We start from the raw sequence: 24,915 nt of genomic DNA on the forward strand, positions 1-24,915 counted from the left end.
TTCTGGGGAGGCGAACTGGCCCGTGGGTGGTGGGTGTTGCAGTCCAGTGCCGGTGTTTTCGCGCTGGACAACGAATGTGCAGCAGAAGTCCAACAAAAACGCGTGATTTTGTCAGAGTTCTGCTGCACATTGTGTGATTGGGTGCGTGGGTGGTGGGTGCCTCGTCACTAGTGTTGGACGTTTTCTGGGGAGGCGAACTGGCCCGTGGGTGGTGGGCGCTGCAGCCCAGTGTCGGACGTTTTCTGGGAAGGGACAGGACAACCGCGACCCTACCGGTACCGCGAATAACCCTTCCAAACCACCACCAGCGCTACCAGCAGCACCAGCAGGATCACGGAAGGCAAGACCGCGGGCTCAGCTCGGAACACGTTCCATACCGCGGTGACCATAGCCATCACCGTGAAGAATCCCACGAACCCCAACGCGGCTTCCCAAGCGAGTTTCTTGCGAGGGGCGTCGGGATCAATAGCAGGCCGTTGATCGACGGAGCCCCAACCCTCCTGCGACATTGAGCTACTTCACCCCGCCGGCGGTGAGGCCCGAAACGATGCGGCGCTGGAAGATTAGCACCATGATCACCAGCGGAACCGTAACAATCGCACCGGCGGCCATCGTGGCGGCGTAGGGGAATTCGAACGCGCTGGCACCGGAGAACCGGGCGATAGCAACGGTCACGGGCTCGGTCTTGGTGGTGGACAGCTGCTTGGCCAACATGAACTCGTTCCACGTGGCGATGAACGCCAAAATCGCTGTGGTGAACAGTGCCGGGGTGGCCAGCGGCAGGATCACCTTGCGGAAGGCCAGGCCGCGGGTGGCGCCGTCCACGCGCGCAGCTTCTTCCAGTTTCCACGGCAGCTCGCGGAAGAAGCTGGTCAGTGTGTACACCGTCAACGGCAGCACGAAGCTGATGTTCGGAATAATGAGCGCCTGGTAGGTTCCCAACCAGCCGATGTTCGAAAACAGCTGGAACAGGGGCGTGACCAGAGCAATGCCGGGGAACATCGAGGCCGCCAGGATAATACCTGTGACCAATCCCTTGCCACGAAAATCCACGCGGGCCAAGGCGTAAGCGGTGAAAACACCCACGACCAGCGCAATCGCCGTGGTGGCGGCCCCGATGATCAGTGAGTTGACGATGGCACCCAGAAAGTCGTTTCCACCACTGGTATCCAGCGCATCCTTGAAGTTCTCCGTGGTGACGTGGCTTGGCAGCGGGTTCGTGGAGAACGTGTAATCCTTGTGTCGCAGCGCCGTGACAACCATCCAATAAAACGGGGCTAAGCCCCACACGAGGATAAAGATCACGCCGATGTAGTTACGCACCTTATTCATCGTGAGGCCTCCTCGGAGTTGGTCTGGGCCGGGTTTGCTGGGCTGGCCGGGTTGCTGAGAGCCGGGTTGGTTTGCGCTCCGCCACCCGAATTACGAGTCGCGGTTTCCTGCTGTGGTTCTACTGGCTGCGCCTTGGTCTTTTTCCACCACGACGCCCTGCGCTTTCCCCCAGCCGAACTTCCTTGTGAACCACCGACATCAGCGCCCAGGAACTTCACCATGACGAACGCCACCGCAAAGATGAGCAGGAAGATCAAGGTGGACATCGCCGAAGCGGAATTGAAGTTACCCTGCTTCGTATCCTGAATGACCAGCTGCGAGATGACCGCAGTAGGGGAGTTGGAGGATTCGCTGATCATAATGACGGGCAGGTCATACATGCGCAGTGCGTCGAGCGTTCGGAACAAAATGGCCACCATCAGGGCAGGCTTAATCAGCGGCAATGTGATCTGGGTGAATTGCTGCCATTTGGAGGCGCCATCCACGCGCGCGGCCTCGTAGACACCCTGCGGAACCATCTGCAAACCGGCGAGGATCAACAGTGCCATGAAAGGCGCGGTTTTCCACACGTCGGCGATAATGACTGCAAAGCGGGCGGCCCACGGATCGGTGGTCCAGTGAATCTGCGTGCCCATAATGGAGTTCACGATGCCTTGGTTCGCGAAAATGAACTGCCACAGCTTAGCGGTGACTGCGGTGGGGATCGCCCACGGCACCAGCACTGCAGCGCGCAATAGGCCGCGCCCCAAGAAGCTGCGGTTCATCACCAGTGCCATCCATAAACCGAGAATTGTCTCCAACGTGACGGTGACAACGACGAAGAAGATCGTGATCTTCAGTGCCGGCCAGAAGTCGGTCGCGAGCTGGCCCGGGGCGCACGTCACCGTGTTTCCGCTGGGGCTCATACAACGGTTGCTGAGCCAGTAGAGGTAATTATCTAACCCGGCGAACCCACCGGTGACGAACATGCCGGTTTCAGGATCGAGGTGCTTATTGGCCTGGAAAGATAAGTAAATTGCGCGCAGAATTGGATAACCGATGACGATGGCAAGGAGCACCATCGATGGGCCGACCAGCCAGATCGGACGGAAATCGCGTTTGCGCTTGCCATCGGAACGCGGGGCATCTGAGGGGGAACCTGAGGATGCCGTGGAAGGCGGGGAGGCTGTGGTGTGCGGAACCGCGTGGGCCACGAGCGGGTCTCCATTCATTGACTATCGAATACTTCAAAACAAAAAGCCGGGGCTGCGTTGATCGTAGTCCCGACTTCCAGTGTGTTGTGGTGTTGAGGTCATCCGCCTAGCTGCGTGTCACCGGCTAGGCAGGTGCTTGCGCCCCCTTAAAGGGGGGGCTCACCTTAGCGAGGTACTTTGATGACCAGGCCTTCAAGAGTTCACCCTCGGGTTCTCAGGGTGTCAGCTTCCCGACCTCGGGCACCGTTGCCTTGGGATTTAGCTTCCCGACCTCGGGCACCGTGGCCTCAGGGGGTTAGCTGCTGGTGTTGCGGATAGCAGATTCCATGTCCTTGGTGGCATCCTCAACGGACTTCTTGCCTGTCACCGCGGCGTAGGCGTTATCTTGCACGGCCTTGGAAAGCGCATCGTAGTTAGGCGAAGCCGGACGTGGTTTTGCGTTTTCTAGGGACTTCTTCAGCGCAGGCAGGTAAGGGAACTCCTTCTGCAGACCCGCATCATCGTAGATGGATGCAAGTACTGGTGGGAATGACTTCTCAGCGAAGGACTTTTGGTTTTCCTCATTGGTGATGAACTTCATGAAGTCCAGAGCCGTTGCCTTGTACTTGGAGTTGATGTTGATGCCGTTGTTGTAGCCACCCAAGGTGGATACGCCCACGCCGTCCTTACCGACGAGAGGGGAGACCTCAACCTTGCCGGAAACCTTGGAGGCCTTGTCTTGGGCGTTGGTGTACATATATGGCCAGTTGATGGCCATAGCGGTCTTGCCCTCGGTGAAGGCCAGGTTGGTTTCTTCCTCGGTAGCGCCCGTGGAAGCAGCGGTGATGGTCTTGTTCTTGTACGCATCAACCAGGGCCTGGAGGCCCTCGCGGGATTTCGTATCGGTGACGTTTGGTTCACCCTGATCATTGGTGATTCCGCCACCCCATCCGGACATGAATCCGGCGGTTGCTACGGTGAGGCCCTCGTACTGCTTCAGTTGCGTGGTCAGGCAAGGTTCATTGCCGAGCTTCTTACACGCTTCCACAACGTCATCCCACTTTTGTGGCTCTTCTTTGACCTTGTCCGTGTTGCGGTACAGGAGCTGGCCATTGGTGTTCTGAGGTAGGCCATAGAGGGTGTCCTTGTACGTTGCGGACTCTACGGTGGGCTTGAGGAACTTGGAGGTATCCACCTTCAAGTCACCTTTCAACGGCGCCAACCAGCCGTTAGCGGCGAACTGTGCGGTCCACACCACATCCATGGCCATGACGTCGATGTCGCTGCTGCCCGCCTGTAGGGACTGCACGAGGGTATCGCGCTGGGCATCGGCTTCACCGGCCAGCTCCTGGAGCTTGACCTGCTCATCAGGGTGGGCCTTGTTCCACTTATCGATGATTGGCTTCAGTTTGTCAGTATCGTTGTGGCCCATTGCGAAGGTGATGTTGCCACGTCCTGTGGTATCACCACCTGCCTTGTTGCCACCCGCGTTGTCAGATCCGCCATCGGAGCACGCTGTGAGGATGAAACCAGAAGCAGCGACAACGGCCAACATTTTCTTGGTTGGATGTGCCATGGAAAGCCTTTCTCAACTCTGATTGCCCGATCGAACAATCTTTTAACCCTTAACTATAGGGAACCGTCAGGCAAAATATAGAGAAACGGGGGGAACGCAGAAAATCCTTTAGATCCGCGCTTCCGTCTCGGCGTCAAAGAAGTGAATGCGAGCGTCCCTGGCGGGGCGTAACCCAACCCGCTGCCCAGTGCCTGGGGCACGGCGGGAATCACCACCGCGAGCCACGAACTGCCCGTGGTCTGTATCCACGTAGATGTATGAATCCGCACCCAGTTCCTCGACCATGCGCACCACGCCCTCGATGCCGCCGTCCTGGGTGATCTCTAGATTTTCGGGGCGTACGCCCACGATCATCTCCCGTTTGCCATCGGCATACCCATCGGGGGTCTGGATGTTCCAGTCCGCTACCGCACCGCGGATCTTGACCAAGTTCATAGATGGGGAACCGATGAAACCGGCTACGAAGGCGTTCACGGGCTGTTCATACAGTTTCTTTGGTGAATCGACTTGCTGCAGAACACCATCTTTGAGGACAGCCACGCGGTGCCCCATCGTCATCGCTTCCACTTGATCGTGGGTGACATATACCGTGGTCACACCCAGATCGCGTTGGAGCTGAACGATTTGTGCGCGCGTCTGCACACGAAGTTTTGCGTCTAGGTTGGATAGGGGTTCGTCCATGAGGAACACCTGTGGCTCGCGAACGATGGCTCGTCCCATAGCCACGCGCTGCCGCTGACCACCGGACAAGTCTTTAGGCTTGCGGTCCAAGAATTCCGTCAGGCCTAGCAGCTCAGCGGCGCGCTCCACGCGATCGCGGATTTCGGCCTTTGGGGTCTTCGCCACCTTGAGGGCGAAGCCCATGTTTTCCGCAACGCTCATGTGGGGATACAGCGCGTAGTCTTGGAAGACCATCGCGATATCGCGCTCCTTGGGCTCGGTGCCCGTGACGTTCTTGCCGCCGATGGAGATGGTGCCGTCGGAAATGTCCTCCAAACCGGCCAGCGCACGCAAGGTGGTGGATTTGCCACAGCCGGAGGGGCCCACAAGAACCAAGAACTCGCCGTCCTCGATATGCAGGTTCATGTCCCGCACGCTAGGGGTTTGCGCACCGGGGTAACGAATTTCTACGTTCTCGAATTTCACGTCAGCCATGGGGGAGATCATACTTCAGGTGGACGAAGCATTGTCCGCAGTAATTATAAAATGTCAGATTATGCCCGAAAGCTTTTCCGCATTTAGCCTCGAACCTTCCGTCACATGGTGGCGTGATCCCGCGCGGCGGTTGCGATTTATCGTGGTTTCGCTGTTTTTCGCTTTCACCGCGTTTTTCAGCGTGACAACGAGTGCTTCTATATACCCTGGCTGGCAGACGGCGATTCTCGGTTTGGGTGTGATCGTGTGTTATGTAGGGCTGCTGGTACAGCAGTGGCATATCGAAAGGGGAGTGGCAGTAGTCGCGGCGGGGCTAGTGATTGTTGCCTTGTCCGCTAGTTTCGGGCTTTTGCTCGGCTACCCGCTGGTCTGCCTGCAGGTCTATATCATTAGCGCCTACTTGCATCGGCGAAAGAAGGCGTGGTTGGTTTTCGCCTTGGTGGGCAGCTTCGTTGCAGTCGGTGCGCAATTCATTGTGGACCGTTTCGTCAATCCCATCTATGGCGAACCTCCTTCTCCGCGTGAGGTATATGCCAGCCCCGAGTTCTGGGTGATCGCAGGCGTAACCGGCCTCCTCATCGGTGTGTCAATTGCGCTGAGCTGGCAATTCGGTAAACAAACCAAGCAGCGGCGCGAGGCTGTGGCGAACTTGGCGGCGCGCGCGGAACTGGCTACTGTCTCCGAGAGGAATCGCATCGCGCGGGAAATGCATGACATCGTGGCTCATTCACTCACTATCGTCATCGCGCAGGCAGATGGCGGGCGCTATGCCGGACGTCAAGATCCAGCTAAAGCTATCGACGCGCTGGAAACTATTTCGGCCCGTGGCCGCGAAGCACTTACGCAAATGCGTGGGTTGCTTTCCGTCCTTCACGAGGGCGACGATCGCTCTACTACCTCTATTCCGGGTGTTTCGGGCTTGGGGGATCTTATTTCCGACGCCAATAGGTCCGGCACCCATGCCACCTTTAAAACGGAAGGTACAGAGCGCACGGTCGATGAGGTCCGAGGGTTGACGATTTACCGTGTGGTTCAAGAATCGCTCACGAACGTGCTGAAGCATGCTGGGGCTGTAGAAGTGCGGGTAAAACTATTGTGGGAACCGAATTCCGTCATCGTGACCGTGGATAACGCGCCCGGCGAAGATGCCATGGATGGATCAGGGCGAGGGTTGACCGGAATCGCAGAGCGCGTCCGAATTCATGGAGGGAAGGCCACCTGGGGTGCAAGCCCCCTGTTCCCTGGTGGTTGGAACGTGACCGCTACGATACCGCTGGCCGGGTAAGACAGTTGGAGCGAGTGTGTATGAGGGAGGCCGTGCGGTGGTGCAGCGCGCGGGCCGGCGGGCTGGTTAAGTTATACGGGAGCGAGTGTGTATGAGGGAGGCCGTGCGGTGGTGCAGCGCGCGGGCCGGCGGGCTGGTTAAGTTATACGGGAGCGAGTGAGTATGAGGGAGGCAGTGCGGCTATGATTACCGTGGGTTTGGCGGATGACCAGCAACTCGTGCGTGCGGGTTTTGCAATGGTACTGGGAAGCCAAGAAGACATCACTGTGGAGTGGGAAGCCTCCAACGGGGCGGAAGCCACCGACCTTGCGGGCAGTCATCCTGTTGACATCATCCTGATGGATGTACAGATGCCGACCATGGATGGGATTACTGCAACCCAAAAAATCTTGGATGAGCAGGCACCCACAGGGCCCGCGGGTCAGCCGACCCGTGTGGTCGTATTGACCACCTTTGATAGCGATAATTACGTCTTCGGTGCGGTAACTTCGGGCGCCAGTGGCTTTCTACTCAAGGATGCCGATCCCGAGGAGCTCATCAAAGCAGTGCGCACGGTAGGAGAATCCACCGCGGTCATTAGCCCTGCTGCAACAGCGAAACTCATGCGGCGCCTGCGGACAGAGGGGAACGGGGATGGGCGAAGCGGGGCGTCGGTACAAAAGAAAACCAGTGAGACCAGCGACCAGGCAGCAGAAGAGAAACCGGGTTTGGACGACGACCTGGGACTTCCCGATCCGCTGACGCCCCGGGAGCGGCAGATCTTGTGCCTCATTGCTACCGGGCGGAGCAACCAAGAAATCGCCGAGGAACTCTTTATTTCCCTGCCGACCGTTAAGACTCACGTGGGCCGGATCCTGACGAAGACCGCCTCGCGCGACAGGGTGCATGCGGTGCTGTTCGCGTTGAAGCAGCATTTGGTCAGCCAAGAGGAATTGTTAGCGCAATAGGTAACGCAGTGAGCTAACCGGGGGCATTATGCACGGTAGCCTGGGCCGCTGTGGCCGGTGCCGGTTGGGTGATACCGCAGTGAGCAGAGCGGGGGAATTATGCATGGGGGAAGGGACTCGGGATACCGCGTCGGGGATTCTCATACCAGGGTATGACGGCCTCCACTCTACGGGTGACGGGCAATAATCATCCGCTGGGCCGATGTGGAAACCCAGGGCAAACCAGCACACTGGGAATCATGATCACAGTAGAAAAGCTCAGCAAGAGCTACGGCAAAAACAAAGTCCTTTCCGACCTCACATTCCATGTGCCCGATGGGCAGGTCACTGGCTTCCTGGGGCCTAATGGGGCGGGCAAGTCCACGACCATGCGCTGCATGCTGGGGTTGGATCAACCATCCGCGGGACATGTGAATTTCAGCGGCAACTACCGCAATGGTCAGTCCTACAGCGGTGAATTCGCAGGGTTGGCGAACAAGTCCAGCATCGCGGGTTCCGTGTTGGAAGCCACCTGGTTCAATCCCGCGCGGTCGGGGCGCAACCACCTGCGGGTGCTGGCTCACGGCGCGGGTATCGACGATAAGCGCGTAGATGAATGCCTTGAAATCGTGGGCCTGACGAAGGCAGGCAAGAAGAAAGCCGGCGGGTATTCACTGGGAATGAAGCAACGCCTCGGATTGGCAGCGGCCCTATTGGGGAATCCCCAGCACCTGATTATGGACGAGCCGGTTAACGGGTTGGACCCCGAAGGTGTGACGTGGATGCGCAATACTATCCGCGCCTTGGCGGGAGAGGGACGAAGCGTGTTGGTGAGCTCCCACTTGCTGAGCGAGATGCAGCTGACGGCCGATCGATTGGTTGTGATCGGCAAGGGCCAAATGATCGGTGAGTACTCCATGGACGAATTCCTCGCCGGTGGCGCCACGGTTAGCGTGGAATGCCGCGAAGCTGTGCTGCTGGGCGAGAAGCTGCAGGCCAAGGGATTGCAAGTGGAGCTGCAGCACCCGCGGACGGTGCAGATCAGCTTGCCTGAAGATTTAAACGAGGCACAACTGCGGGAACTGGTGGCGCGCACCGCGCTGGAGGAGAATTTCTTGGTCACCAAACTGGTTTCCGAACAGGCGAACTTGGAGCAGCGATTCCTAGCGGCCACCTCCAGCGCGCAGGAATACCGCACCGGACAAGTACAGAACTAGCCTTCCCTAACAACCCTTCAGCAACGAAAGAAGAACACTTCTCATGAGCAGTTTTCTTGCAGCACTCAAATCCGAAACCACCAAGCTGCTGACTTTGCGCAGCACGTTGGTTTACTTCATCCTCCTCGGCGGATCGATCGGCGGCCCGGTCTTCCTCTACTTGGCTTTTGCCACTGAAAAAAACGCCGTGACGTGGACTGACCTTTTGATGGGTGGCATGATCACCCAGATGATCGCAGTGATTTTTGGTGCTTCCAGCACCGCGGGTGAAATCGCTTCAAAGATGCACGCCCAGGCCTTCCTGACCGAGCGATCCCGCTGGAATTGGCTGGGGGCGCGCGCAGTGGTCTCAGTTGTTTTCCTTGCCGTCACGGTGGCTATTGCTGTTGCGCTCACCATTTTGATGGTCACGGTGTGGCCGGGCGCTGAGTTCAAGCCGGAGCAGGGTGTGTCTCTAGCTACCACCTTCGGCGGGGTTCTGGCCTTTGCGTTGCTGGCAATCGGCATCGCCGCGATCGTGCGTTCCCGCGTAGCAGCTGTGGGCCTGCCACTGGTGTGGATGTTGGTTATCGAACCACTCATCATGAGCGTTGGCAGCAATGTCTCCCTGCTGAAAACTCTGGCTAAGTTCCTTCCTGCCCGCACGATGCAGGACATCGATAAGTGGTACCTCATTCCCGAACGTGGTGCCGATTTCTTGACGCCCACCTTCTCCGTCACCGTGCTGGCCATCTGGGTTATCGCGCTGCTCGTCCTAGGGTTCTGGCGCAATTCCCGGGCGGATGTTCGATAAGCGCCCGCGTTTGACCGCAGCTGTTCACCGCGACGCGGGGTGGGTGAGCGCAGGCGTGTGACACAGCAGGCGCAGTTCGGTAACTATTCGAGTTCTGTCGTAGCCGATCACCACGGTGCCGGGGGTAGGTGGGCGACAGGGTAGGGGCCGGCACAGCGTGTTAACTCTCTAACGTGTTGGCCGTAACCTTCTCTGATTCCAGAACCTTTGTCAGATCACTAACCCCCGCGGTATCCACCATGACCGTGGATCCACCGGCAGCGAGCGGTTCCAAAGCGACAGCCAGCCCCTGGGTGTCTGCCCAGGGGCTGAACGCTGCACGGGGAGCGGAAGTAGCGGCAGAGGGTGCCGTTACTTCCGCGTTTGGGTGCTCGCCTGCCCATTGCGACCGGGCGCGAGCTAGGTATTTTCCAGCGGTAAGACCCTGGGTAACGAATAAACCGTCCGAGGTTGCCCGCGGGATGTCTAACCCCATAAATGCATCGGGCTGCACGCGCAATTCGGGTGAGAAATCATTAACGCCGAACGGCACATCCCCGCCGGATTCCTCCACGCCCCGCCCAAACGGATCATTGGATAGCAAGTAGATTTCCTCTGCGTCTGTGGCTTCGTCACTTTCCACGATGTCGGCATCGTCGGTAAAGACTGCGATTAAACGTCCTGTGGGGGCCGGGGTGGCGTCGGGTACAGAGGGAGCAGGACGAAGTGCCTCGGTGAGCTCGGCAAAAGACGAAACGACGGCGCAGCCGACTTTCCATGCCCCGAGTGCGATGACGGCCGGTTGCCACGATGCGGAGGCCGCCAGCACAACCACATCACCCGGTTGTGCACCGATGCCGGTAAGGAGGTTCGCAACCTTGGCTTGCCAGTTGGCGAGGGTTTGCGCCGAGAGCTCCATACGTCCGTGGGTGGTGTACGTCGTGAGGCGCGGGGTGGCTGGGTCAGAGAGCAGTTCCGAAAGGAAATCCATGTGGCCCAGCCTAGCGCGGCGCTGGGTTTGGTTCATGCTGGCGCTGGGGCTAGCTCATGCGCGCGTGCAGACAATCCCCGTCCACGTGAAGGCTAGTTCACACACATTGGGCCATCGCCACCGGCATCGATGGGCTTCTTTTCCTTCTCGTCCAACCCCATGGATCCCTCGGAGCCGACGACCGCGGAAGAATCCTTTTCCGCGCCCGCGGAGGAATCGGTCCCAGAGGTACCGGCGGAGCCGGTAGAGGAATCACCATCGGGAATGCCGTCACCGTCCAGATCTTTCATACCTGCGGTCAAGGTGCCGACGTTCGGGTCATCCGGCGGCAATAGCTGCGCGGAGCCTTCGAGGTATCCCGGGCCCGCGTAGGTGCCCGACAACGTCACGGCCAGTTCCTTATCGCCCAGGGACGTGTCCTCCACGACCTTCAACCCACCTAGCTGCTTCGCCAATGCGCGCGCTGCCGGATCGTTTTCGTCCTTGGCGTTGACCTGTGATTCAGACACACCGGCCTGTGGTGAATTGCCTACCTTGCCGCTCTTGTACCCATAATCCGTTGTCAGCTTGGCAACCCGGCCCGCCAGTCCGGGAATGTCGCTGGCATTGCTGACGGAGACGGTGTAATCCTCGGCTTTGTAATCCGTAATGGGCTTCTTTTCTTGGGTTTGTTCGGGCTTTTCTTCCTGCTTGTCGCCCAGCAAGTCACTGAAGAATTCGTGGACCTTTTTGGTGTTGACGGTCACGATCGATTCGCCGTAATCGCCCGTGCCATCGATGGAGGTGACAGGGATTGTTTGGAATTTCACATTGCCACCAGAGAGGTTTTGCATCTGAGTAGCCAGTCCCATGACATCCCAGCCTTCATCCAAGACGACCGAACGCTGTACGGCATTGTTGATCTTGGAGATTGCGGAGGGGTTAGTCAAAGTCTTCGAGCTCAAGATCTGGCTGGTAAGCGACGCCATATATGCCTGCTGACGCGTAATGCGATCAAGGTCGCCGCGGGGCAGCTCATGGCGCTGGCGTACGAAACTCAGCGCGTCTGGACCACCCAAGCGCTGGCGACCCTTCGGGAACTTGGCGCCAGACAAAGGTTCATCCACGGCCTTATTCAGGCAAACATCCACGCCACCGACCGCATCCGTCAACAGGACAAAGCCCAAAAGTCCGATTTCTGCATAATGGTCAACGGTAATTCCCGTCAGATCAGCCACCGTGGAAATCAACGCCTTGCGGCCGACCTCCGTGGATTCTTTATCGATTTTCGCTTTATCGGTTTCCCCGTTGTGCTCCAGGGCCTGTTGCTTCTCGAATTTCGCGGTGCCGTACACACCGTTGAGCTTCATATTTCCCTGATCGGGGGTTTTCACATACGTATCGCGCGGCAGGGAAACCGCGGTTGCTGAGCTGCCGTCATTCGGCACGCGAATGAGAATCATCGTGTCGGTATTCGTGGCTTCTTCCTCGCCCGCACGAAGCATGTCGATTTCCTGCTGGCTTAGAGGATTGCCTTTGGCGTCGGTACGAGAATCCACACCGACCAGCAAAATATCCGTCGCGCCATCGGGGGAGTTACCCAGATCCAGGTTGTTGGCCTCCGCCAATTCGTTATTCAAGTTGCCAATGGTGGCGTATCCCACGCCCGTGAACGCCAACAACGCTGCTGACACAGCTGCCAAAACACCGCGAGCTGGGCGGGGACCGATTTGCCTAGCTTCGGGACCGGTGGGCGCTGCTTGAATGTGTCGGGAGCGACGCGGACGGTTGTCGTAATTCATTGACGTACTCTCGCGATTATCAGGGGTAGCTGGTTCGCGTACACTTTACGCGCTGTCGGCGGAAAATCCTTAAACGTATCGGGAAGGTGTGGCGCGTCATGTCATTCATCGTGGTCGGTTGTAACGGCCAAGTGGGAAGTTTCCTAACGGAATTGTTCGGTCCCGCGGCCATCCCGGTCGATCGCACGCAGCTGGACCTGTCGTCGAAGAAGAGTGTGGAGCAGTTTTTTTCTTCTTTTTCTCCTTTCTCGCCCAACCGGCTTGGGGGTGCTACGTCTGGTTCCACGGAGGCTGCACCTCAACCTCTTCCTTCGTTGTCGACGCCCTCCTCTCGCCCAACCGCGCTGATCAACTGTGCTGCGTTTACCGCGGTGGACGCGGCTGAAAGCGATACCGGGGCCACCGCCAACCACCGCGTCAACGCCGTCGCACCGGGGTGGCTTGCACAGCACTGTCAGCGATTGGAGATACCCATGGTGCATATCTCCACGGATTACGTTTTTGATGGGCAACTACCGGTGGGGCAGGAGTACTCCACCAACCATCCCGTTCAACCCGTGAATGCCTACGGCCGCGCCAAAGCCGAGGGCGAGCGGGCCGTCATCGATTTCGGGGGGCACGTTGTGCGTACCGCTTGGGTATACAGCGGGCCCGAACACCCCAACAAGGACTTCGCATCCACCATGTTGCGGTTGGCACGCCACGGCATGAACCCGAATGTGGTGAACGACCAATTCGGCCGCCCAAGTCACGCGCAGCTGGTGGCGTCGGCAATAAAAGAAGTGGCAGAAGCCTTAGCCGATGGTGCAGCCCTGCCCCAGGTCTTGCACGCGACAGGCAGTGGGGAACCGACCAGTTGGTGTGAGTTCGCGCGGGAGGTATTCGCAGCCACCGGGCACGATCCCCAACGCGTGTCCGCCATCCCGACGAGCGAATACCCAACCCCTGCGCGACGCCCGGCGAATTCCGTACTGAGCTTGGCGGAATGGGAGGCCTGCGGACTGTCCCCTCTGTCTGCGTGGCGTGAAACACTGCGGGAAAAAGCTGCTGTATGGTGACCTGACATGGCACCGATTGCAATCATTACCGTCACCTACTCGCCGGGGGAATACCTAGAAAAGTTCTTGGCGTCCACGGGCGCGGCTGCGTCACAGGGAGCGCGGGTGGTGATGGTGGACAATGGATCCACGGATGGGGCGCCGGAAGCTGCAGAGGCCCAAGGGTTGGCAGAATTGGTGTACTCCGGTGGCAATGTGGGTTATGGCGCAGGTATGAATTGCGGAGTGCGATGGCTGCGCGAGGCCCGCGAACGAGGCGAAGTGGACGGCGAGTTTTTCGTGATCTCCAACCCGGATGTGGTGTTCCAGCCCGGTGCCATCGACACGATGCTGCAGGTGGCTCGCGCGCATCCGCGAGCCGGGGCCGTTGGGCCGCGTATCGATGAGGCCGATGGCAGCATTTATCCCTCCGCGCGCCGGGTGCCGGAACTGGGCAGCGGAATTGGGCATGCGTTACTGGCACCCATCTGGCCCGGGAATCCATGGACGAAACGCTACCTTGCCGATGCCGATATGACGCGCGAGAAGACGACCGGCTGGTTGTCGGGGTCCTGTGTTTTAATGCGGTGGGATGCCTTCGAGTCCGTAGGCGGATTCGATGAGCGCTACTTCATGTACATGGAAGATGTGGATCTGGGTGACCGTTTGGGTAAGGCGGGTTGGTTGAATGTTTACACCCCAGAGGCCCATATCGCGCACGCCAAGGGGCATTCGGCCGGTAAGCACCCGGATATCGTGCTGCCCGCCCACCACGAGAGTGCGTATCGGTTCTTGGCTGATCGCAACCCCGGTCCCTGGAAGGCTCCGCTACGACTAATGCTGAAGGCCGGGCTGAAACTGCGAGGGCAGATAGCGCTGGCGCTAGCTTTGGCGAAGCGGTAGCGCGCGTCCTAGGTGAGGTCGTCGTTCAGCGCTCCCACCGGCGGTTGGATATGACGTTTCGATAACAATTTGCATGACGCACCGGCGTGGAGCACCGAGGTTGTCAGGCATAGGAACTAGTGTTCCTGTCGAGCAATTGTGGCTGCAGTGGTCGATTGCTGTGTGTTTGTTGCACGGGTTGACCATTGTTACCAAGGTCGCCGAGGGTTTTTGGTTCTAGCTAAAGCCTTTACTCGACGCCAGCCACGACCATTTTGAATGAAAGGCTGAATTGGACGATGGTTGCAGATCGCCAGATCGCGACGCAGGAACTTGCCCAGAACACGGATGCCGTGATTCTCGTCGGAGGCAAGGGAACTCGACTGCGGCCCCTGACGAACGCCACCCCTAAACCCATGCTGCCGGTGGCGGGCGCACCGTTCTTGGAGCATCTCCTGGCACGCATCAAGGAAGCCGGTATGCGCCACGTGATCCTCGGTACGTCATTCAAGGCTGAGGTGTTCGAAGAGCACTTCGGCGATGGTTCGGATTTGGGGCTCGAGCTCGAGTACGTGGTGGAGGATGAACCACTGGGTACGGGCGGGGGAATCCGCAATGTCGCTAGTCGCCTACGGCATGATCGTGCGATGGTCTTTAATGGTGATGTGCTGGGCGGTACGGACCTGGGGGAAGTGCTGCGCACCCACGTGGAGCAGCAGGCGGATGTCACTTTGCATTTGCTCCGTGTAAGCGATCCCCGTGCGTTTGGCTGCGTGCCAACTGATTCCAATGGCCGCGTAACGGCATTCCTGGAAAAGACCGAGGACCCACCGACGGATCAGATCAACGCGGGTTCATATGTTTTCAACCGCGAGATCATTGAGGAGATCCCGGCCGGTCGGCCTGTGTCGGTGGAGCGTGAGGTGTTCCCAGGATTGCTGGAACAAGGCAAGCGCGTGTTCGGTCACGTTGACCAGTCGTATTGGCGCGATATGGGAACGCCAGCGGACTTCGTTCGGGGCTCCTCTGACCTCGTGCGTGGCATTGCTCCATCACCACTGATCAAGGGCCGTCACGGTGAAGCGCTCGTGGATGAATCCAGCGCCATCGCTGGGGGAGCGCTCCTATTGGGTGGAACTGTGATTGGGCGCGGTGCTGAAATTGGCGCGGGTGTGCGCATTGATACCTCGGTGGTGCTGGATGGTGTGCACATCGAAGCGGGCGCCACCTTGGAGCGTTGCGTGGTGGCTCCAGGTGCGCGCATCGGTGCGCGGGCCCACCTGGTGGACTGTGTCATCGGTGAAGGGGCAGTCATTGGTGCGCGTTGTGAACTCCTCGGGGGTGCTCGAGTGTGGCCGGGCGTGCAGATTCCGGACGGCGGATTGCGTTTCAGTTCGGACGTCTAGACCCAAAAGGAGGGCGAAAAGCCACCGGAGCAGAAAATTCCCAGAAATTTCTCAATATCTTGTGGTCTATCAATCTCATATCGAGATTTTGCACTAGATATTGTGGTTAAAGGGTGTGGGGGTGCGCTATATCGTGGTCGTTGCTTGCTCCTGTTGATTTTGGCCTCAAACGATTCTGCGCCTGATGTTACTGATGTGACGCATGGGGAGTGGGGAACTTTCCCAAAGGTTGACGCAATGTAATTACCAGTGTGTAATCTTCACTGTAGTAATGATCGTGCAGGAAAGTCGTGTTCCTCATCATGGGGAAGTGACGTCACACCCAGTAGCGGGCTTTCGGGTTCAACTGGTTGGCTGTCAAACGTGTAGGACGCGCAGTTAGGAGACCACTGTGGATAAATCAGTAGAAACGGCCCTGAGTGGCCTCTTCGCTGATGGCTCTGTCGCAGTGGAGCGGGAGACTGACGTGGAAAGCAACGCGCCTAAGCGCAACCTATTCGACCTGACTCAGGACTTCGATCTGCTCTTCGATGCCGTAGAGCAGGACTGGCAGGAACAGGCGCTGTGTGCGCAGACGGATCCGGAAGCATTCTTTCCGGAAAAGGGTGGTTCCACCCGTGAGGCTAAGCGCATCTGCCAAGCGTGCGGGGTTCGCGACGAATGCCTTGAATACGCTCTGGAACATGATGAGCGCTTCGGTATTTGGGGTGGGCTTTCCGAGCGCGAGCGGCGCCGGTTGAAGAAGCGGCTGGGCTAGTTAGCTGCCCAGAGCCGATTCAGTTCAGTCAGCGGTGCAGCACCACCTCGGTAAGTCAGTGGTGCGGAGTTAATTCGGTGGCCTACGACGGAGCGCCACTTTTTCTGTGCTTTGCGTTTATAGGTTACTCCCACGAAAACTTCGGATCGATAGTCTCCGGTGTGACGTTCAGGTATACTGCGATGAGCTTGGTCAAGATTAACGTCAGCAGCTCCTGGAGTTCGAAGGACGTCTTGGTCCGCTGTTCAACGGGGCGTCGAAAAATAATCAACCGTGGGCGCGTGGGCTGGCCAGAGCGGTCAACCCCTGCGGGCACTAGCCGGCCAAGGGGGACAGGGCCATCGGCAACGACGTCTTCTGGCCACTGAGAATGCCCGGCGTTCAGGCGCATGCGGGGGACCACGTCGATTGCGACATCCAAACCAGCAAGCTCAGCCTCAAAACGCTCGTGCAGCGGCTGGTATGCGTCTAGGACACGCGCGTCGAACATTTCCGATCGAGTCTTGTATCGCGGCAGCTCAGGCAGAAAGATTCCTCGCATTCCCCGCCCCCGCGGGTCCCGTCTTACGCGCGTGTCATGTCCCATGGGTCAATAGTCTAGACCACACAAGCTAGAATACTGGGCGTGACTTTCATCCGACAATGTTCTCGCCCGGGGTGCTCCAAACCTGCCGTGGCGACCTTGGAGTTCAACTACTCCGAGCAGCGGGCTATCGTCGGGCCACTGAAGGCGGGCGATAACCCGCACCAGTGGAATCTGTGTGATAGCCACGCTAAGCGCACGACGGTCCCGCAGGGTTGGACTCTCGAGTTCAACGATGATCCGATCGAGCTCAACGACGAAGCAGACGAAGAAGAACTGCTCGCGCTGGCCCGTGCGGTGCAGCAAGCCCACGATAGCCAGGCCGACGGCGCTGAGGGATCTGCGGGACAGGATACTCCTCGGATCACTCGTAGGGAAGACCTGCCACAGCCCACCGGGCACCACCCGGCTAAGCGCAACCTGCCCACCGGTGCTCCGCGGAGGCATCTACGGACTGTCTCGCCGAAACGCTAGACTTCACATAAGCCGTGGGAAGCCCGAGAGCTAATGCTCGGGCTTAGTGCCACGCCTTCACAATGACAACCTCTACCGACCATATAAGGACGAATTCCACCATGACGGACGCACAGGCAACCGGACAGCACCAAACGTGGTCCCGCGAGGACGTCGCGGCCATGATCAAGGCCTACGACGTCCGCGCCGTGGTGGGCGACCAGGCCGGTCAGCTCAATGAGAAATTTGTCGCAGCGGTGGGGGCCGCTTTCGCACGCTTGATGCGTGACGAAGGCGCAGCCATGGTTGTTGTGGGCCACGATATGCGCGATAGCTCGCCAGCTTTGGCTGAAGCTTTCTCCCGCGGTGTGAACAGCCAAGGGTTAGATACCATCGGCATCGGGCTGTGCAGCACCGATGAGTTGTACTATGCCTCGGGCGTGAAGGACTGCCCTGGTGCCATGTTCACCGCATCCCACAATCCTGCCAAGTACAACGGCATCAAGCTGTGCCGTGCCGGTGCACGCCCGGTGGGTCAGGATTCGGGTCTGCAGCGGATCTCGGATGAGCTCGTCAACGGTATACCCGGCTTCGATGGGGGCCAAGGAACTCACCGCACCGAGGATGCCCTGGAGGGATATGCCGCCTACCTCAAGGATCTGGTCGACCTCGATATCCGGCCGCTGACTGTGGCTGTAGATGCCGGCAACGGTATGGGTGGCCTGACCGTCCCCGCGGTTTTTGAGGGCCTGCCACTGAAGTTACACCCCCTGTACTTCGAGTTGGACGGCAACTTCCCCAACCATGAAGCCAACCCGCTGGACCCCAAGAACTTGGTGGACCTACAGAAGTTCACCGTGGAGGTCGGTGCGGATCTGGGTATCGCCTTCGACGGTGATGCCGACCGCTGCTTCATCGTGGATGAAAATGGCCAGGCCGTTTCCCCGTCCACGATCTGCGCGATGATCGCCGAACGCTACCTGCGGTCCAACGAAGGCGCCACGATTATTCACAACCTGATCACCTCGAAGTCCGTACCGGAATTGGTGGAAAAGCATGGTGGCGTGGCTGTTCGTACCCGCGTGGGGCACTCGTTTATCAAGGCTCAAATGGCAGAGTCCCAGGCCATCTTTGGTGGCGAGCACTCCGCGCACTACTACTTCAGCGATTTCTTCAACGCCGATTCGGGCATGTTGGCCGCTCTGCACGTCCTTGCAACGTTAGGCGGGCAGGATAAACCATTGTCCGAATTGAAGCGGGCGTACGAGCTCTACCAGGCATCGGGCGAGATTAACTCCCAGGTAGCCGATCAAGAGGGCCGTACCGAGGCAGTGGTGCAGGCCTTCGCCGATCGCACGCGATCCACGGACCGGCTGGATGGCGTGACGATCGAGCTGACCGGCGGTGCGTGGTTAAACGTCCGCGCCTCGAACACGGAACCCCTGCTGCGCCTCAACGTCGAAGCCCCAACGACCGACGAAGTCGACACGATCGTCGACGAAGCCCTCGCTGTCATTCGGGCCTAATCGCTTCGCATTCGTTAAGGAGGGAATCAGACGTGGATATTTTGCGAGGAAAGATTCGCAACTACGACTGGGGTTCCACACAAGCCCTTGCTCAGCTGGAGGGCCGTACTGTGCCTTCCCAGAAGCCCGAAGCCGAAAAGTGGTTCGGCGCACACCCGGGTAGTCCCTGCGAGTTGGCTTCGGCGCAAACCCCCACGACCCTCCTCGACCTGATCCAGCAGGACCCGCAGGCCACTCTCGGCCATGACGTCGCGCTGCGCTACGGTCGCCTGCCCTTCCTGCTGAAATTGCTGGCGGCGGACCGCGCCCTGTCCATCCAGGTGCATCCCACTAAGCAGCAGGCAGAAGAGGGGTTTGCCCGTGAAAACGCGGAGGGCGTGCCCCTCGATGCTTTCCACCGCAACTACAAGGACGATAACCACAAGCCCGAGCTGTTGGTCGCCCTCACGGAGTTCCATGCACTGGCAGGTTTCCGTCCGGTCGCGCGCACCCTTGAGCTGTTCGACATCCTCGATGTTGCCCCCCTCGCTCCTTTCACCGCTCAACTGCAGCGCAGCCCCAATGGCCAAGGGATGCGGTCGGTGTTGCGAGGGTTCTTTACCTTAGATTCGGGTGACCTATCCCTTCTTCTCGACGCCCTCCTGCCCCGCGTCCATGACCTCGTGGGCGGGGCAGCAGGCCTCCCCGAGTGGATGGTGCGCACCCTCCGCGGCATCGCCACCATTGCGGAGGAATACCCCGGGGATGTAGGAATCCTGGTGGCACTGCTGCTCAATCACCTCACGCTCCAACCGGGTGATGCAATATACCTGGCGGCAGGCCAGCTGCATGCCTACTTAAGTGGCTTGGGGGTGGAGATTATGGCGAACTCGGATAACGTGCTGCGCGGTGGTCTGACCAGCAAGAACGTTGATGTTGCTGAGCTGATGTCTCTCGTGTCATGTGAACCCCTTGCAGATCCAACGTTGCGAGCCGATGCGGAGGGTTTTTACCTTACCCCGGCTCCAGAGTTCGACTTGCAGTGGCTCAAGCCAGGGCAGCCGCACGAAGTCGAGGGGCCCGCGATCATCCTGAGCGTTGACGATTCTGTGACTGTCGATGGCGACTCTTTGGCCCCGGCTGAGGCCGCGTGGGTGGGATCAAATGATGCCCCCGTGCAGGTCAGTGGCCGGGCATTTGTCGCCAGGGTGGGCAAACACTAAAAAGTGAAAGCAGCATGCATGTGCTTTGATTTCACCGGTTGGCTCCGGCGCTGCAAGCTGCGCGCGGGATTGCGCACAGCGTTCAAAAAACTGCGCGGGATTGCGCACAGTGCTTACTGGGTTTCCGTCGTGTCAGTCACGTTGTTGGCAGCGGAACCCCAATTCGGAATAGGCCAGGGGCCATGGCGTGATGGGGGTTGAGGAGCCACCGTATCCGTTGTTTGAGGAGCGGTCGTCGGCTCGTTCGTCTGCTCCGGGTGCTGAGTCCCCGTAGTTCCCGGCTGGGTGGGCATCGGCTTTGCCGTGCCCGTGGCACCACTATCTGAACTTGGTTGGGTGGGCTGAGCGGTGTTGGCGGGATTCGTAGGCTTAGTTTGATTCGGGATAGGCAGAGGAATATCTGTGGGCACCCACTGCGTGGGAAGGCCGGGGATGGTCGGGATGTGCTGCTGACCGTTGCCCGTTTGGCCCTGGGGTGCAGTCGGTGTGGACGACGGCGCCTGCGGAGCCGGAACGTTGCCCGCAGTGCCGGGATTCAGCGGCTGGTTATTCTGCGTCTGCCCGCCCTCAACTGGGTTCACCGGGGACAGCTGCACCGTTTCGGTAGGGCCAGTCAGACCGTTGGAGCGGGAACCGTCCCACGCATTCGGCGGAAGGTACGGATCGCGCCCTAATGCGGCAATGCCCGAACCCCGCTTGCTACCCGTTTTGGTTTCATCTGACATCCCAGTGCTGGCCTCGGAAGGCAAGTTTGCGTGATCGCGGTGATCAGGTCGCGCGGTCTCATGGGAACCCTGGGGTAAATTCGTAGGGTGCCCAGTCGAAATTGAGGCGGCTTCTTGGCTGGCTGGGGATGCCCCCTTCATCGCAGAGTGGTCGGAACCAGTGGACTGCCACGACCACACGGCAACAATTGCAGCCAGGCCAAGACCGACCGTCGCGAAGCCGGCGATAAAACGACGACCACTCGACTGCTCGCCGCTATCTTGCGGCGTAGCCTCGGTGCGCTCGGCGGGGCGAGCGGGGTGGTTCCGCTCTTCGTCCATGGACCTGCTCCTGATATGTGGTGTCTGTTAGAAAAACGTTATTTTGTGGTGTTGCTCGCGTTCGATTCAATGTGGGGAATACGGATGGAAAGCTCGAAGCGAGGTCACAATTTGGTCACAAATACTCTTTGAGCTTACCACGACCGTCCTATTTGGCAAGGGTTAAAACAGCACGTGGCGTCGAAAAGAAAAAGGTTAGAGTGGGTGTCGAAACTTCGGCCGCCGCGACTGCAATACTGCAACGGTGCCGGAAAACTGCATTCGTTAAACAAGCTCCCACAGGCTGATATGAGGAAGGGTCAACAATGAGTAGCTGGGATGAATACATCTTTGCAGAGCAGGACAATATTGATTTTCTCGACGAGCTCGCAGACCTCGACGAACAGGACCTGTACGAGGCCCTTGAGGATGCTGTGAACTTGGGACTGCGCACTGAATCCCCAGATGACGTGGAATATCTCAACGGTTTGTGCGCTGCCAGCGTGGCTGCGATCTGGAGTGGGGCACCGTTTAGTTCTGGCGTGGTTGCAGAGGATTACAGCTTTATTCGCAGCCATATCGGCAGCTGCGAAACCAGCCTGCAGGAACTCAGCGCGCAGTTGCTGGACAAGGAACTGGAGCGCGCAGGCGACGAAGCATATGAAGGGCTGGAAACCTACGCGGAGGCGCTGAGCTAGATAGCTACGGAGGCGCTGAGCTAGATAGCTACGGAAGCGCTGAGCTAGTTAGCTGCTGAGCTAGAGAGCTAGGGCCACCTCATTGCCACACGAGCTCTGCAATTCGCGATCGGGGCACTGCGCTAAAACGTCGTGTCGAGGCGCTGCGCTAGAATAAACGCGCATTACATAGCCCGCCCCGTACTAGGAGTAAATGCAGACTCATGACTGACCTTTCCGTCGACCGCATCGGCAACCTCGAGTTCAAAGTTCGCGACGTGCACCTGGCAGAAGCCGGACGGCACCAGATCCGTCTCGCGGAGCACGAGATGCCCGGTCTGATGGAGCTGCGCCGTGAATATGCAGAAGAACAACCCCTAGCGGGCGCACGCATCGCCGGTAGCATCCACATGACGGTGCAAACTGCCGTACTCATTGAAACCCTGACCGCGTTGGGTGCCGAGGTACGCTGGGCATCGTGCAACATTTTTTCCACGCAGGACGAAGCCGCGGCAGCCATCGTCGTAGGTGCGGGTGCACCCGAAGAACCGCAGGGTGTGCCCGTGTTTGCATGGAAGGGCGAAAGCCTCGATGAGTATTGGTGGTGCCTCGAGCAGATCTTCCAGTGGGGCACCGATGCCGATGGCAACCGTGTTCACGCCAACATGATCCTGGACGACGGTGGCGATGCCACTATGGCTGTCATCAAGGGAAAGGAATACGAGGCCGCGGGCGTTGTTCCGGAAGCTACCGATGAGGATTCCGACGAGCACAAGGCATTCCTCGCCATGCTCACCCGCACCTTCAATAACGACCGCGGTTTGTGGACCCAGTCAGCTCAAACTGTTCGTGGTGTGACAGAGGAAACCACCACCGGCGTACACCGCCTGTACCATTTCGCCGATCAGGGTGTACTGCCATTCCCGGCGATGAACGTCAACGATGCCGTTACCAAGTCGAAGTTCGATAACCGCTATGGCACCCGCCACAGCCTGTTGGATGGCATCAACCGCGCCACCGATATGCTCATCGGCGGCAAAAACGTGTTGGTCTGTGGCTACGGCGATGTCGGTAAGGGCTGTGCCGAAGCACTCGCCGGCCAGGGCGCACGTGTGAAAGTTACCGAGGTCGACCCCATCAACGCCCTCCAGGCTCTGATGGATGGATTCTCAGTCGTGACGGTGGAAGATGCCATTTCGGAAGCGGACATTGTGATCACCGCCACCGGGAACTTCGGCATCATCAACTTCGAACAGATGCAGATGATGAAGGACCACGCGATTTTGGGAAACATCGGCCACTTTGACAACGAAATCGATATGGCCAGCTTGCTACATCGGGATGATGTTAAACGCGTGAACATCAAGCCACAGGTCGACGAATTCACGTTCCCTGCAGCCAACGGTGGCGAAGTCAGCATCGTCGTGCTGTCCGAGGGGCGCCTGCTGAACCTTGGAAACGCCACTGGCCACCCCTCGTTCGTGATGTCTAACTCCTTCGCGGACCAGACGATCGCGCAGATTGAACTGTTCACCAAGGCTGACAACTACGACAACGAGGTTTACCGTCTGCCGAAGATCTTGGACGAGAAGGTCGCGCGGATTCACGTGGAAGCACTGGGTGGACAGCTCACCAAGCTCACCAAGGAGCAGGCAGAGTACATCGGCGTGGACGTGGAAGGTCCATTCAAGCCCGAGCACTACCGCTATTAAAACAAAGATCCGCAACCCAGTAAGGAGCCGCACCTTATGATCATCGCCTTCGAAGGTGTGGATGGCGCAGGTAAAAACACGCTGGTCACAGCCGTGGAAGAAGAGCTCATTGCCCGCGAGATTCCCGTTGCCCGCGTAGGGTTTCCCCGCTACGAGCAATCGATCCACGCCCAGTTGGCTCAAGCTGCCCTCTACGGCCAGATGGGTGACCTGCTGGAATCCGTCCACGGCATGGCTACTATGTTCGCACTCGACCGGGCAGAGGTCGCCGAAGACCTCGCCGCCTTTTCCGCGGATGGCTACGTGCTCATCCTCGACCGTTACGTCGCATCCAACGCGGCGTATTCCTCGGCTCGGTTACATTCCAGTTCGGATCCCACGACCGCTACTGCAGTCGTCGACTGGGTAGCTGACCTAGAGTTCGGCACGCTAGGTTCGCCGTCTCCAGACCTGCAGGTCCTCGTGGATGTCGACGCCCACGTGGCCCAAGACCGCGTGGCGCACCGGGCGCACGAGGATTCCACCCGCGCGCAAGACCGCTACGAGGCGAATTCTCAACTGCAAGTAGATACGGTGGCTGCTTACCGCCGGTTGGCTCAGGACAGCTGGGCCAGTGAATGGCTCGTGGTGAATTTCGATCATGGAGCTGACGTGAAACAATGTGCACACACCGTGGTGGATACCATCGCGGGAAAGCTATCCCACGAAGACACCCTCGCTGACGACAATGGAAAGTAAGTGAAGTCCTATGGCACCAAAGATTCTGGTTGTTGACGACGATCCCGCCATCGCGGAGATGCTGACCATCGTCTTGCAGGGCGAGGGTTTTGACACCGTTGTGGTAGGCGATGGTGTGGAGGCCGTGAAGGCTGCCCGGGAGAACAACCCGGACTTGATTTTGCTGGACGTGATGTTGCCCGGCATGAACGGTGTGGATGTTTGTCGCGCTATTCGCGAGGATTCCACGGTTCCTATCGTGATGCTCACCGCACGCACGGATACCGTCGATGTGGTTCTCGGTTTGGAATCGGGCGCTGACGATTACGTGCACAAGCCATTCAAGCCCAAGGAGCTGGTGGCTCGCGTGCGTGCGCGTCTGCGGCGCAACACTGATGAAAAGCCCGAAAAACTGGAGATCTCCGGTCTGACGATCGATGTCTCGGGCCACCAGGTCACTCGCGGGGACGAGGAGATTCCACTCACACCCATCGAGTTTGACTTGCTGGTTACGTTGGCGTCGAAGCCCCGGCAGGTATTCACCCGTGAGGAGCTGCTGGAAAAAGTATGGGGTTACCGTAAGAGTTCCGATACCCGGTTGGTCAACGTTCACATCCAGCGCCTGCGATCGAAGATCGAGGTCGACCCGGATGACCCACGCATCATTCAGACCGTGCGTGGTGTGGGTTACAAGACAGGCGAATAGCTTTTCGCGAGCGCCCGCCGCCGTT

The 24,915-nt window shown here is 58.8% G+C and carries 24 protein-coding genes; 15 read left to right on the plus strand and 9 right to left on the minus strand.

Features of this window, described 5'->3' with window-relative positions; all coding sequences use genetic code 11:
- Positions 1 to 269 precede the first annotated feature (269 nt).
- From HMPREF3098_RS03795 to HMPREF3098_RS03815, 5 genes are all read right to left on the minus strand, one after another.
- Positions 270 to 509: a hypothetical protein gene (locus HMPREF3098_RS03795; protein ID WP_070434058.1), complete on the minus strand. Its 240-nt coding sequence runs from the start codon at positions 507 to 509 to the stop codon at positions 270 to 272.
- Positions 510 to 513: 4 nt separating this feature from the next.
- Positions 514 to 1,332 (minus strand): carbohydrate ABC transporter permease, encoded by an 819-nt coding sequence (locus tag HMPREF3098_RS03800; RefSeq protein ID WP_035114767.1) that lies wholly within the window; start codon positions 1,330 to 1,332, stop codon positions 514 to 516.
- Complete coding sequence (locus tag HMPREF3098_RS03805) at positions 1,329 to 2,393, minus strand: carbohydrate ABC transporter permease (RefSeq protein WP_235700778.1); 1,065 nt, start codon at positions 2,391 to 2,393, stop codon at positions 1,329 to 1,331. The genes HMPREF3098_RS03800 and HMPREF3098_RS03805 overlap by 4 nt, the downstream gene beginning before the upstream one ends.
- Positions 2,394 to 2,820: 427 nt before the next feature.
- A complete protein-coding gene (locus tag HMPREF3098_RS03810; protein WP_035114772.1) occupies positions 2,821 to 4,080 on the minus strand; it encodes an ABC transporter substrate-binding protein in 1,260 nt (419 codons plus the stop codon).
- Between the two features lie 108 nt (positions 4,081 to 4,188).
- Positions 4,189 to 5,235 carry an ABC transporter ATP-binding protein gene (locus tag HMPREF3098_RS03815; RefSeq protein WP_035114774.1) on the minus strand — a complete coding sequence of 349 codons (1,047 nt, stop codon included), beginning with the start codon at positions 5,233 to 5,235 and terminating at the stop codon, positions 4,189 to 4,191.
- 61 nt (positions 5,236 to 5,296) lie between these two features.
- On the opposite strand from HMPREF3098_RS03815, the gene HMPREF3098_RS03820 reads away from it, so the two are divergent.
- From HMPREF3098_RS03820 to HMPREF3098_RS03835, 4 genes are all read left to right on the plus strand, one after another.
- On the plus strand, positions 5,297 to 6,520 hold the full coding sequence (locus tag HMPREF3098_RS03820; protein WP_083284057.1) for a sensor histidine kinase: 1,224 nt from the start codon (positions 5,297 to 5,299) through the stop codon (positions 6,518 to 6,520).
- A gap of 182 nt (positions 6,521 to 6,702) precedes the next feature.
- On the plus strand, positions 6,703 to 7,467 hold the full coding sequence (locus HMPREF3098_RS03825) for a response regulator (protein WP_035114777.1): 765 nt from the start codon (positions 6,703 to 6,705) through the stop codon (positions 7,465 to 7,467).
- A gap of 239 nt (positions 7,468 to 7,706) precedes the next feature.
- Complete coding sequence (locus HMPREF3098_RS03830) at positions 7,707 to 8,663, plus strand: ABC transporter ATP-binding protein (RefSeq protein ID WP_035114779.1); 957 nt, start codon at positions 7,707 to 7,709, stop codon at positions 8,661 to 8,663.
- Positions 8,664 to 8,706: 43 nt separating this feature from the next.
- Entirely contained in the window at positions 8,707 to 9,456 is a 750-nt protein-coding gene (locus tag HMPREF3098_RS03835; protein WP_035114781.1) for an ABC transporter permease, read from the plus strand.
- A gap of 160 nt (positions 9,457 to 9,616) precedes the next feature.
- On the opposite strand, the gene HMPREF3098_RS03840 is transcribed toward HMPREF3098_RS03835, so the two are convergent.
- Together HMPREF3098_RS03840 and HMPREF3098_RS03845 are read right to left on the minus strand one after the other, a co-directional pair.
- The gene (locus tag HMPREF3098_RS03840; protein WP_168155984.1) at positions 9,617 to 10,426 is read right to left on the minus strand and encodes a TIGR03089 family protein; all 810 of its coding nucleotides are present in this window, start codon (positions 10,424 to 10,426) and stop codon (positions 9,617 to 9,619) included.
- Between the two features lie 92 nt (positions 10,427 to 10,518).
- Positions 10,519 to 12,207, minus strand: coding sequence for an LCP family protein (locus HMPREF3098_RS03845; protein ID WP_070434059.1), 1,689 nt, complete (start codon positions 12,205 to 12,207; stop codon positions 10,519 to 10,521).
- Positions 12,208 to 12,305: 98 nt separating this feature from the next.
- Here HMPREF3098_RS03845 and HMPREF3098_RS03850 point away from each other — a divergent pair, with 98 nt between their 5' ends.
- The 4 genes from HMPREF3098_RS03850 (at position 12,306) to HMPREF3098_RS03865 (ending at position 16,289) form a co-directional block, all read left to right on the plus strand.
- The gene (locus tag HMPREF3098_RS03850) at positions 12,306 to 13,265 is read left to right on the plus strand and encodes an SDR family oxidoreductase (RefSeq protein WP_070434060.1); all 960 of its coding nucleotides are present in this window, start codon (positions 12,306 to 12,308) and stop codon (positions 13,263 to 13,265) included.
- A 6-nt stretch (positions 13,266 to 13,271) separates the two neighbouring features.
- Positions 13,272 to 14,147, plus strand: a complete 876-nt coding sequence (locus HMPREF3098_RS03855; protein ID WP_070434061.1) for a glycosyltransferase family 2 protein — start codon at positions 13,272 to 13,274, stop codon at positions 14,145 to 14,147.
- Positions 14,148 to 14,425: 278 nt separating this feature from the next.
- A complete protein-coding gene (locus tag HMPREF3098_RS03860; protein WP_070434062.1) occupies positions 14,426 to 15,532 on the plus strand; it encodes a mannose-1-phosphate guanylyltransferase in 1,107 nt (368 codons plus the stop codon).
- Positions 15,533 to 15,923: 391 nt separating this feature from the next.
- Positions 15,924 to 16,289 carry a WhiB family transcriptional regulator gene (locus HMPREF3098_RS03865; protein ID WP_035114791.1) on the plus strand — a complete coding sequence of 122 codons (366 nt, stop codon included), beginning with the start codon at positions 15,924 to 15,926 and terminating at the stop codon, positions 16,287 to 16,289.
- Between the two features lie 124 nt (positions 16,290 to 16,413).
- On the opposite strand, the gene HMPREF3098_RS03870 is transcribed toward HMPREF3098_RS03865, so the two are convergent.
- Positions 16,414 to 16,830, minus strand: coding sequence for a metallopeptidase family protein (locus tag HMPREF3098_RS03870; protein ID WP_235700770.1), 417 nt, complete (start codon positions 16,828 to 16,830; stop codon positions 16,414 to 16,416).
- An 84-nt stretch (positions 16,831 to 16,914) separates the two neighbouring features.
- Between HMPREF3098_RS03870 and HMPREF3098_RS03875 the strand changes: the two genes are divergently transcribed.
- The 3 genes from HMPREF3098_RS03875 (at position 16,915) to manA (ending at position 20,053) form a co-directional block, all read left to right on the plus strand.
- Entirely contained in the window at positions 16,915 to 17,346 is a 432-nt protein-coding gene (locus tag HMPREF3098_RS03875; protein WP_070434063.1) for a DUF3499 domain-containing protein, read from the plus strand.
- Between the two features lie 101 nt (positions 17,347 to 17,447).
- Positions 17,448 to 18,851, plus strand: a complete 1,404-nt coding sequence (locus HMPREF3098_RS03880) for a phosphomannomutase/phosphoglucomutase (RefSeq protein ID WP_070434064.1) — start codon at positions 17,448 to 17,450, stop codon at positions 18,849 to 18,851.
- Between the two features lie 32 nt (positions 18,852 to 18,883).
- Entirely contained in the window at positions 18,884 to 20,053 is a 1,170-nt protein-coding gene (gene manA / locus HMPREF3098_RS03885; RefSeq protein ID WP_070434065.1) for a mannose-6-phosphate isomerase, class I, read from the plus strand.
- Positions 20,054 to 20,166: 113 nt separating this feature from the next.
- Here manA and HMPREF3098_RS03890 read toward each other — a convergent pair whose 3' ends face one another.
- A complete protein-coding gene (locus HMPREF3098_RS03890; RefSeq protein ID WP_070434066.1) occupies positions 20,167 to 21,099 on the minus strand; it encodes a hypothetical protein in 933 nt (310 codons plus the stop codon).
- Between the two features lie 305 nt (positions 21,100 to 21,404).
- On the opposite strand from HMPREF3098_RS03890, the gene HMPREF3098_RS03895 reads away from it, so the two are divergent.
- The 4 genes from HMPREF3098_RS03895 (at position 21,405) to mtrA (ending at position 24,890) form a co-directional block, all read left to right on the plus strand.
- Positions 21,405 to 21,776: a DUF4259 domain-containing protein gene (locus HMPREF3098_RS03895; RefSeq protein WP_035114800.1), complete on the plus strand. Its 372-nt coding sequence runs from the start codon at positions 21,405 to 21,407 to the stop codon at positions 21,774 to 21,776.
- Between the two features lie 203 nt (positions 21,777 to 21,979).
- Positions 21,980 to 23,467: an adenosylhomocysteinase gene (ahcY, locus tag HMPREF3098_RS03900; protein ID WP_070434067.1), complete on the plus strand. Its 1,488-nt coding sequence runs from the start codon at positions 21,980 to 21,982 to the stop codon at positions 23,465 to 23,467.
- 36 nt (positions 23,468 to 23,503) lie between these two features.
- Positions 23,504 to 24,205: a dTMP kinase gene (locus HMPREF3098_RS03905; RefSeq protein ID WP_035114805.1), complete on the plus strand. Its 702-nt coding sequence runs from the start codon at positions 23,504 to 23,506 to the stop codon at positions 24,203 to 24,205.
- 10 nt (positions 24,206 to 24,215) lie between these two features.
- On the plus strand, positions 24,216 to 24,890 hold the full coding sequence (gene mtrA / locus HMPREF3098_RS03910; protein ID WP_035114807.1) for an MtrAB system response regulator MtrA: 675 nt from the start codon (positions 24,216 to 24,218) through the stop codon (positions 24,888 to 24,890).
- Positions 24,891 to 24,915 lie beyond the last annotated feature (25 nt).

This window comes from Corynebacterium sp. HMSC28B08 (assembly GCF_001806865.1).
Lineage (GTDB): Bacteria > Actinomycetota > Actinomycetes > Mycobacteriales > Mycobacteriaceae > Corynebacterium > Corynebacterium auriscanis.

Bases quoted from the DNA above. Each gene is read 5' to 3' on its own strand.
- HMPREF3098_RS03795 (WP_070434058.1), bottom strand. From the start codon at position 509: ATGTCGCAGGAGGGTTGGGGCTCCGTCGATCAACGGCCTGCTATTGAT.
- HMPREF3098_RS03800 (WP_035114767.1), bottom strand. From the start codon at position 1,332: ATGAATAAGGTGCGTAACTACATCGGCGTGATCTTTATCCTCGTGTGG.
- HMPREF3098_RS03805 (WP_235700778.1), bottom strand. From the start codon at position 2,393: ATGGTGCTCCTTGCCATCGTCATCGGTTATCCAATTCTGCGCGCAATT.
- HMPREF3098_RS03810 (WP_035114772.1), bottom strand. From the start codon at position 4,080: ATGGCACATCCAACCAAGAAAATGTTGGCCGTTGTCGCTGCTTCTGGT.
- HMPREF3098_RS03815 (WP_035114774.1), bottom strand. From the start codon at position 5,235: ATGGCTGACGTGAAATTCGAGAACGTAGAAATTCGTTACCCCGGTGCG.
- HMPREF3098_RS03820 (WP_083284057.1), top strand. From the start codon at position 5,297: ATGCCCGAAAGCTTTTCCGCATTTAGCCTCGAACCTTCCGTCACATGG.
- HMPREF3098_RS03825 (WP_035114777.1), top strand. From the start codon at position 6,703: ATGATTACCGTGGGTTTGGCGGATGACCAGCAACTCGTGCGTGCGGGT.
- HMPREF3098_RS03830 (WP_035114779.1), top strand. From the start codon at position 7,707: ATGATCACAGTAGAAAAGCTCAGCAAGAGCTACGGCAAAAACAAAGTC.
- HMPREF3098_RS03835 (WP_035114781.1), top strand. From the start codon at position 8,707: ATGAGCAGTTTTCTTGCAGCACTCAAATCCGAAACCACCAAGCTGCTG.
- HMPREF3098_RS03840 (WP_168155984.1), bottom strand. From the start codon at position 10,426: ATGGATTTCCTTTCGGAACTGCTCTCTGACCCAGCCACCCCGCGCCTC.
- HMPREF3098_RS03845 (WP_070434059.1), bottom strand. From the start codon at position 12,207: ATGAATTACGACAACCGTCCGCGTCGCTCCCGACACATTCAAGCAGCG.
- HMPREF3098_RS03850 (WP_070434060.1), top strand. From the start codon at position 12,306: ATGTCATTCATCGTGGTCGGTTGTAACGGCCAAGTGGGAAGTTTCCTA.
- HMPREF3098_RS03855 (WP_070434061.1), top strand. From the start codon at position 13,272: ATGGCACCGATTGCAATCATTACCGTCACCTACTCGCCGGGGGAATAC.
- HMPREF3098_RS03860 (WP_070434062.1), top strand. From the start codon at position 14,426: ATGGTTGCAGATCGCCAGATCGCGACGCAGGAACTTGCCCAGAACACG.
- HMPREF3098_RS03870 (WP_235700770.1), bottom strand. From the start codon at position 16,830: ATGCGAGGAATCTTTCTGCCTGAGCTGCCGCGATACAAGACTCGATCG.
- HMPREF3098_RS03880 (WP_070434064.1), top strand. From the start codon at position 17,448: ATGACGGACGCACAGGCAACCGGACAGCACCAAACGTGGTCCCGCGAG.
- HMPREF3098_RS03890 (WP_070434066.1), bottom strand. From the start codon at position 21,099: ATGGACGAAGAGCGGAACCACCCCGCTCGCCCCGCCGAGCGCACCGAG.
- HMPREF3098_RS03895 (WP_035114800.1), top strand. From the start codon at position 21,405: ATGAGTAGCTGGGATGAATACATCTTTGCAGAGCAGGACAATATTGAT.
- ahcY (WP_070434067.1), top strand. From the start codon at position 21,980: ATGACTGACCTTTCCGTCGACCGCATCGGCAACCTCGAGTTCAAAGTT.
- HMPREF3098_RS03905 (WP_035114805.1), top strand. From the start codon at position 23,504: ATGATCATCGCCTTCGAAGGTGTGGATGGCGCAGGTAAAAACACGCTG.
- mtrA (WP_035114807.1), top strand. From the start codon at position 24,216: ATGGCACCAAAGATTCTGGTTGTTGACGACGATCCCGCCATCGCGGAG.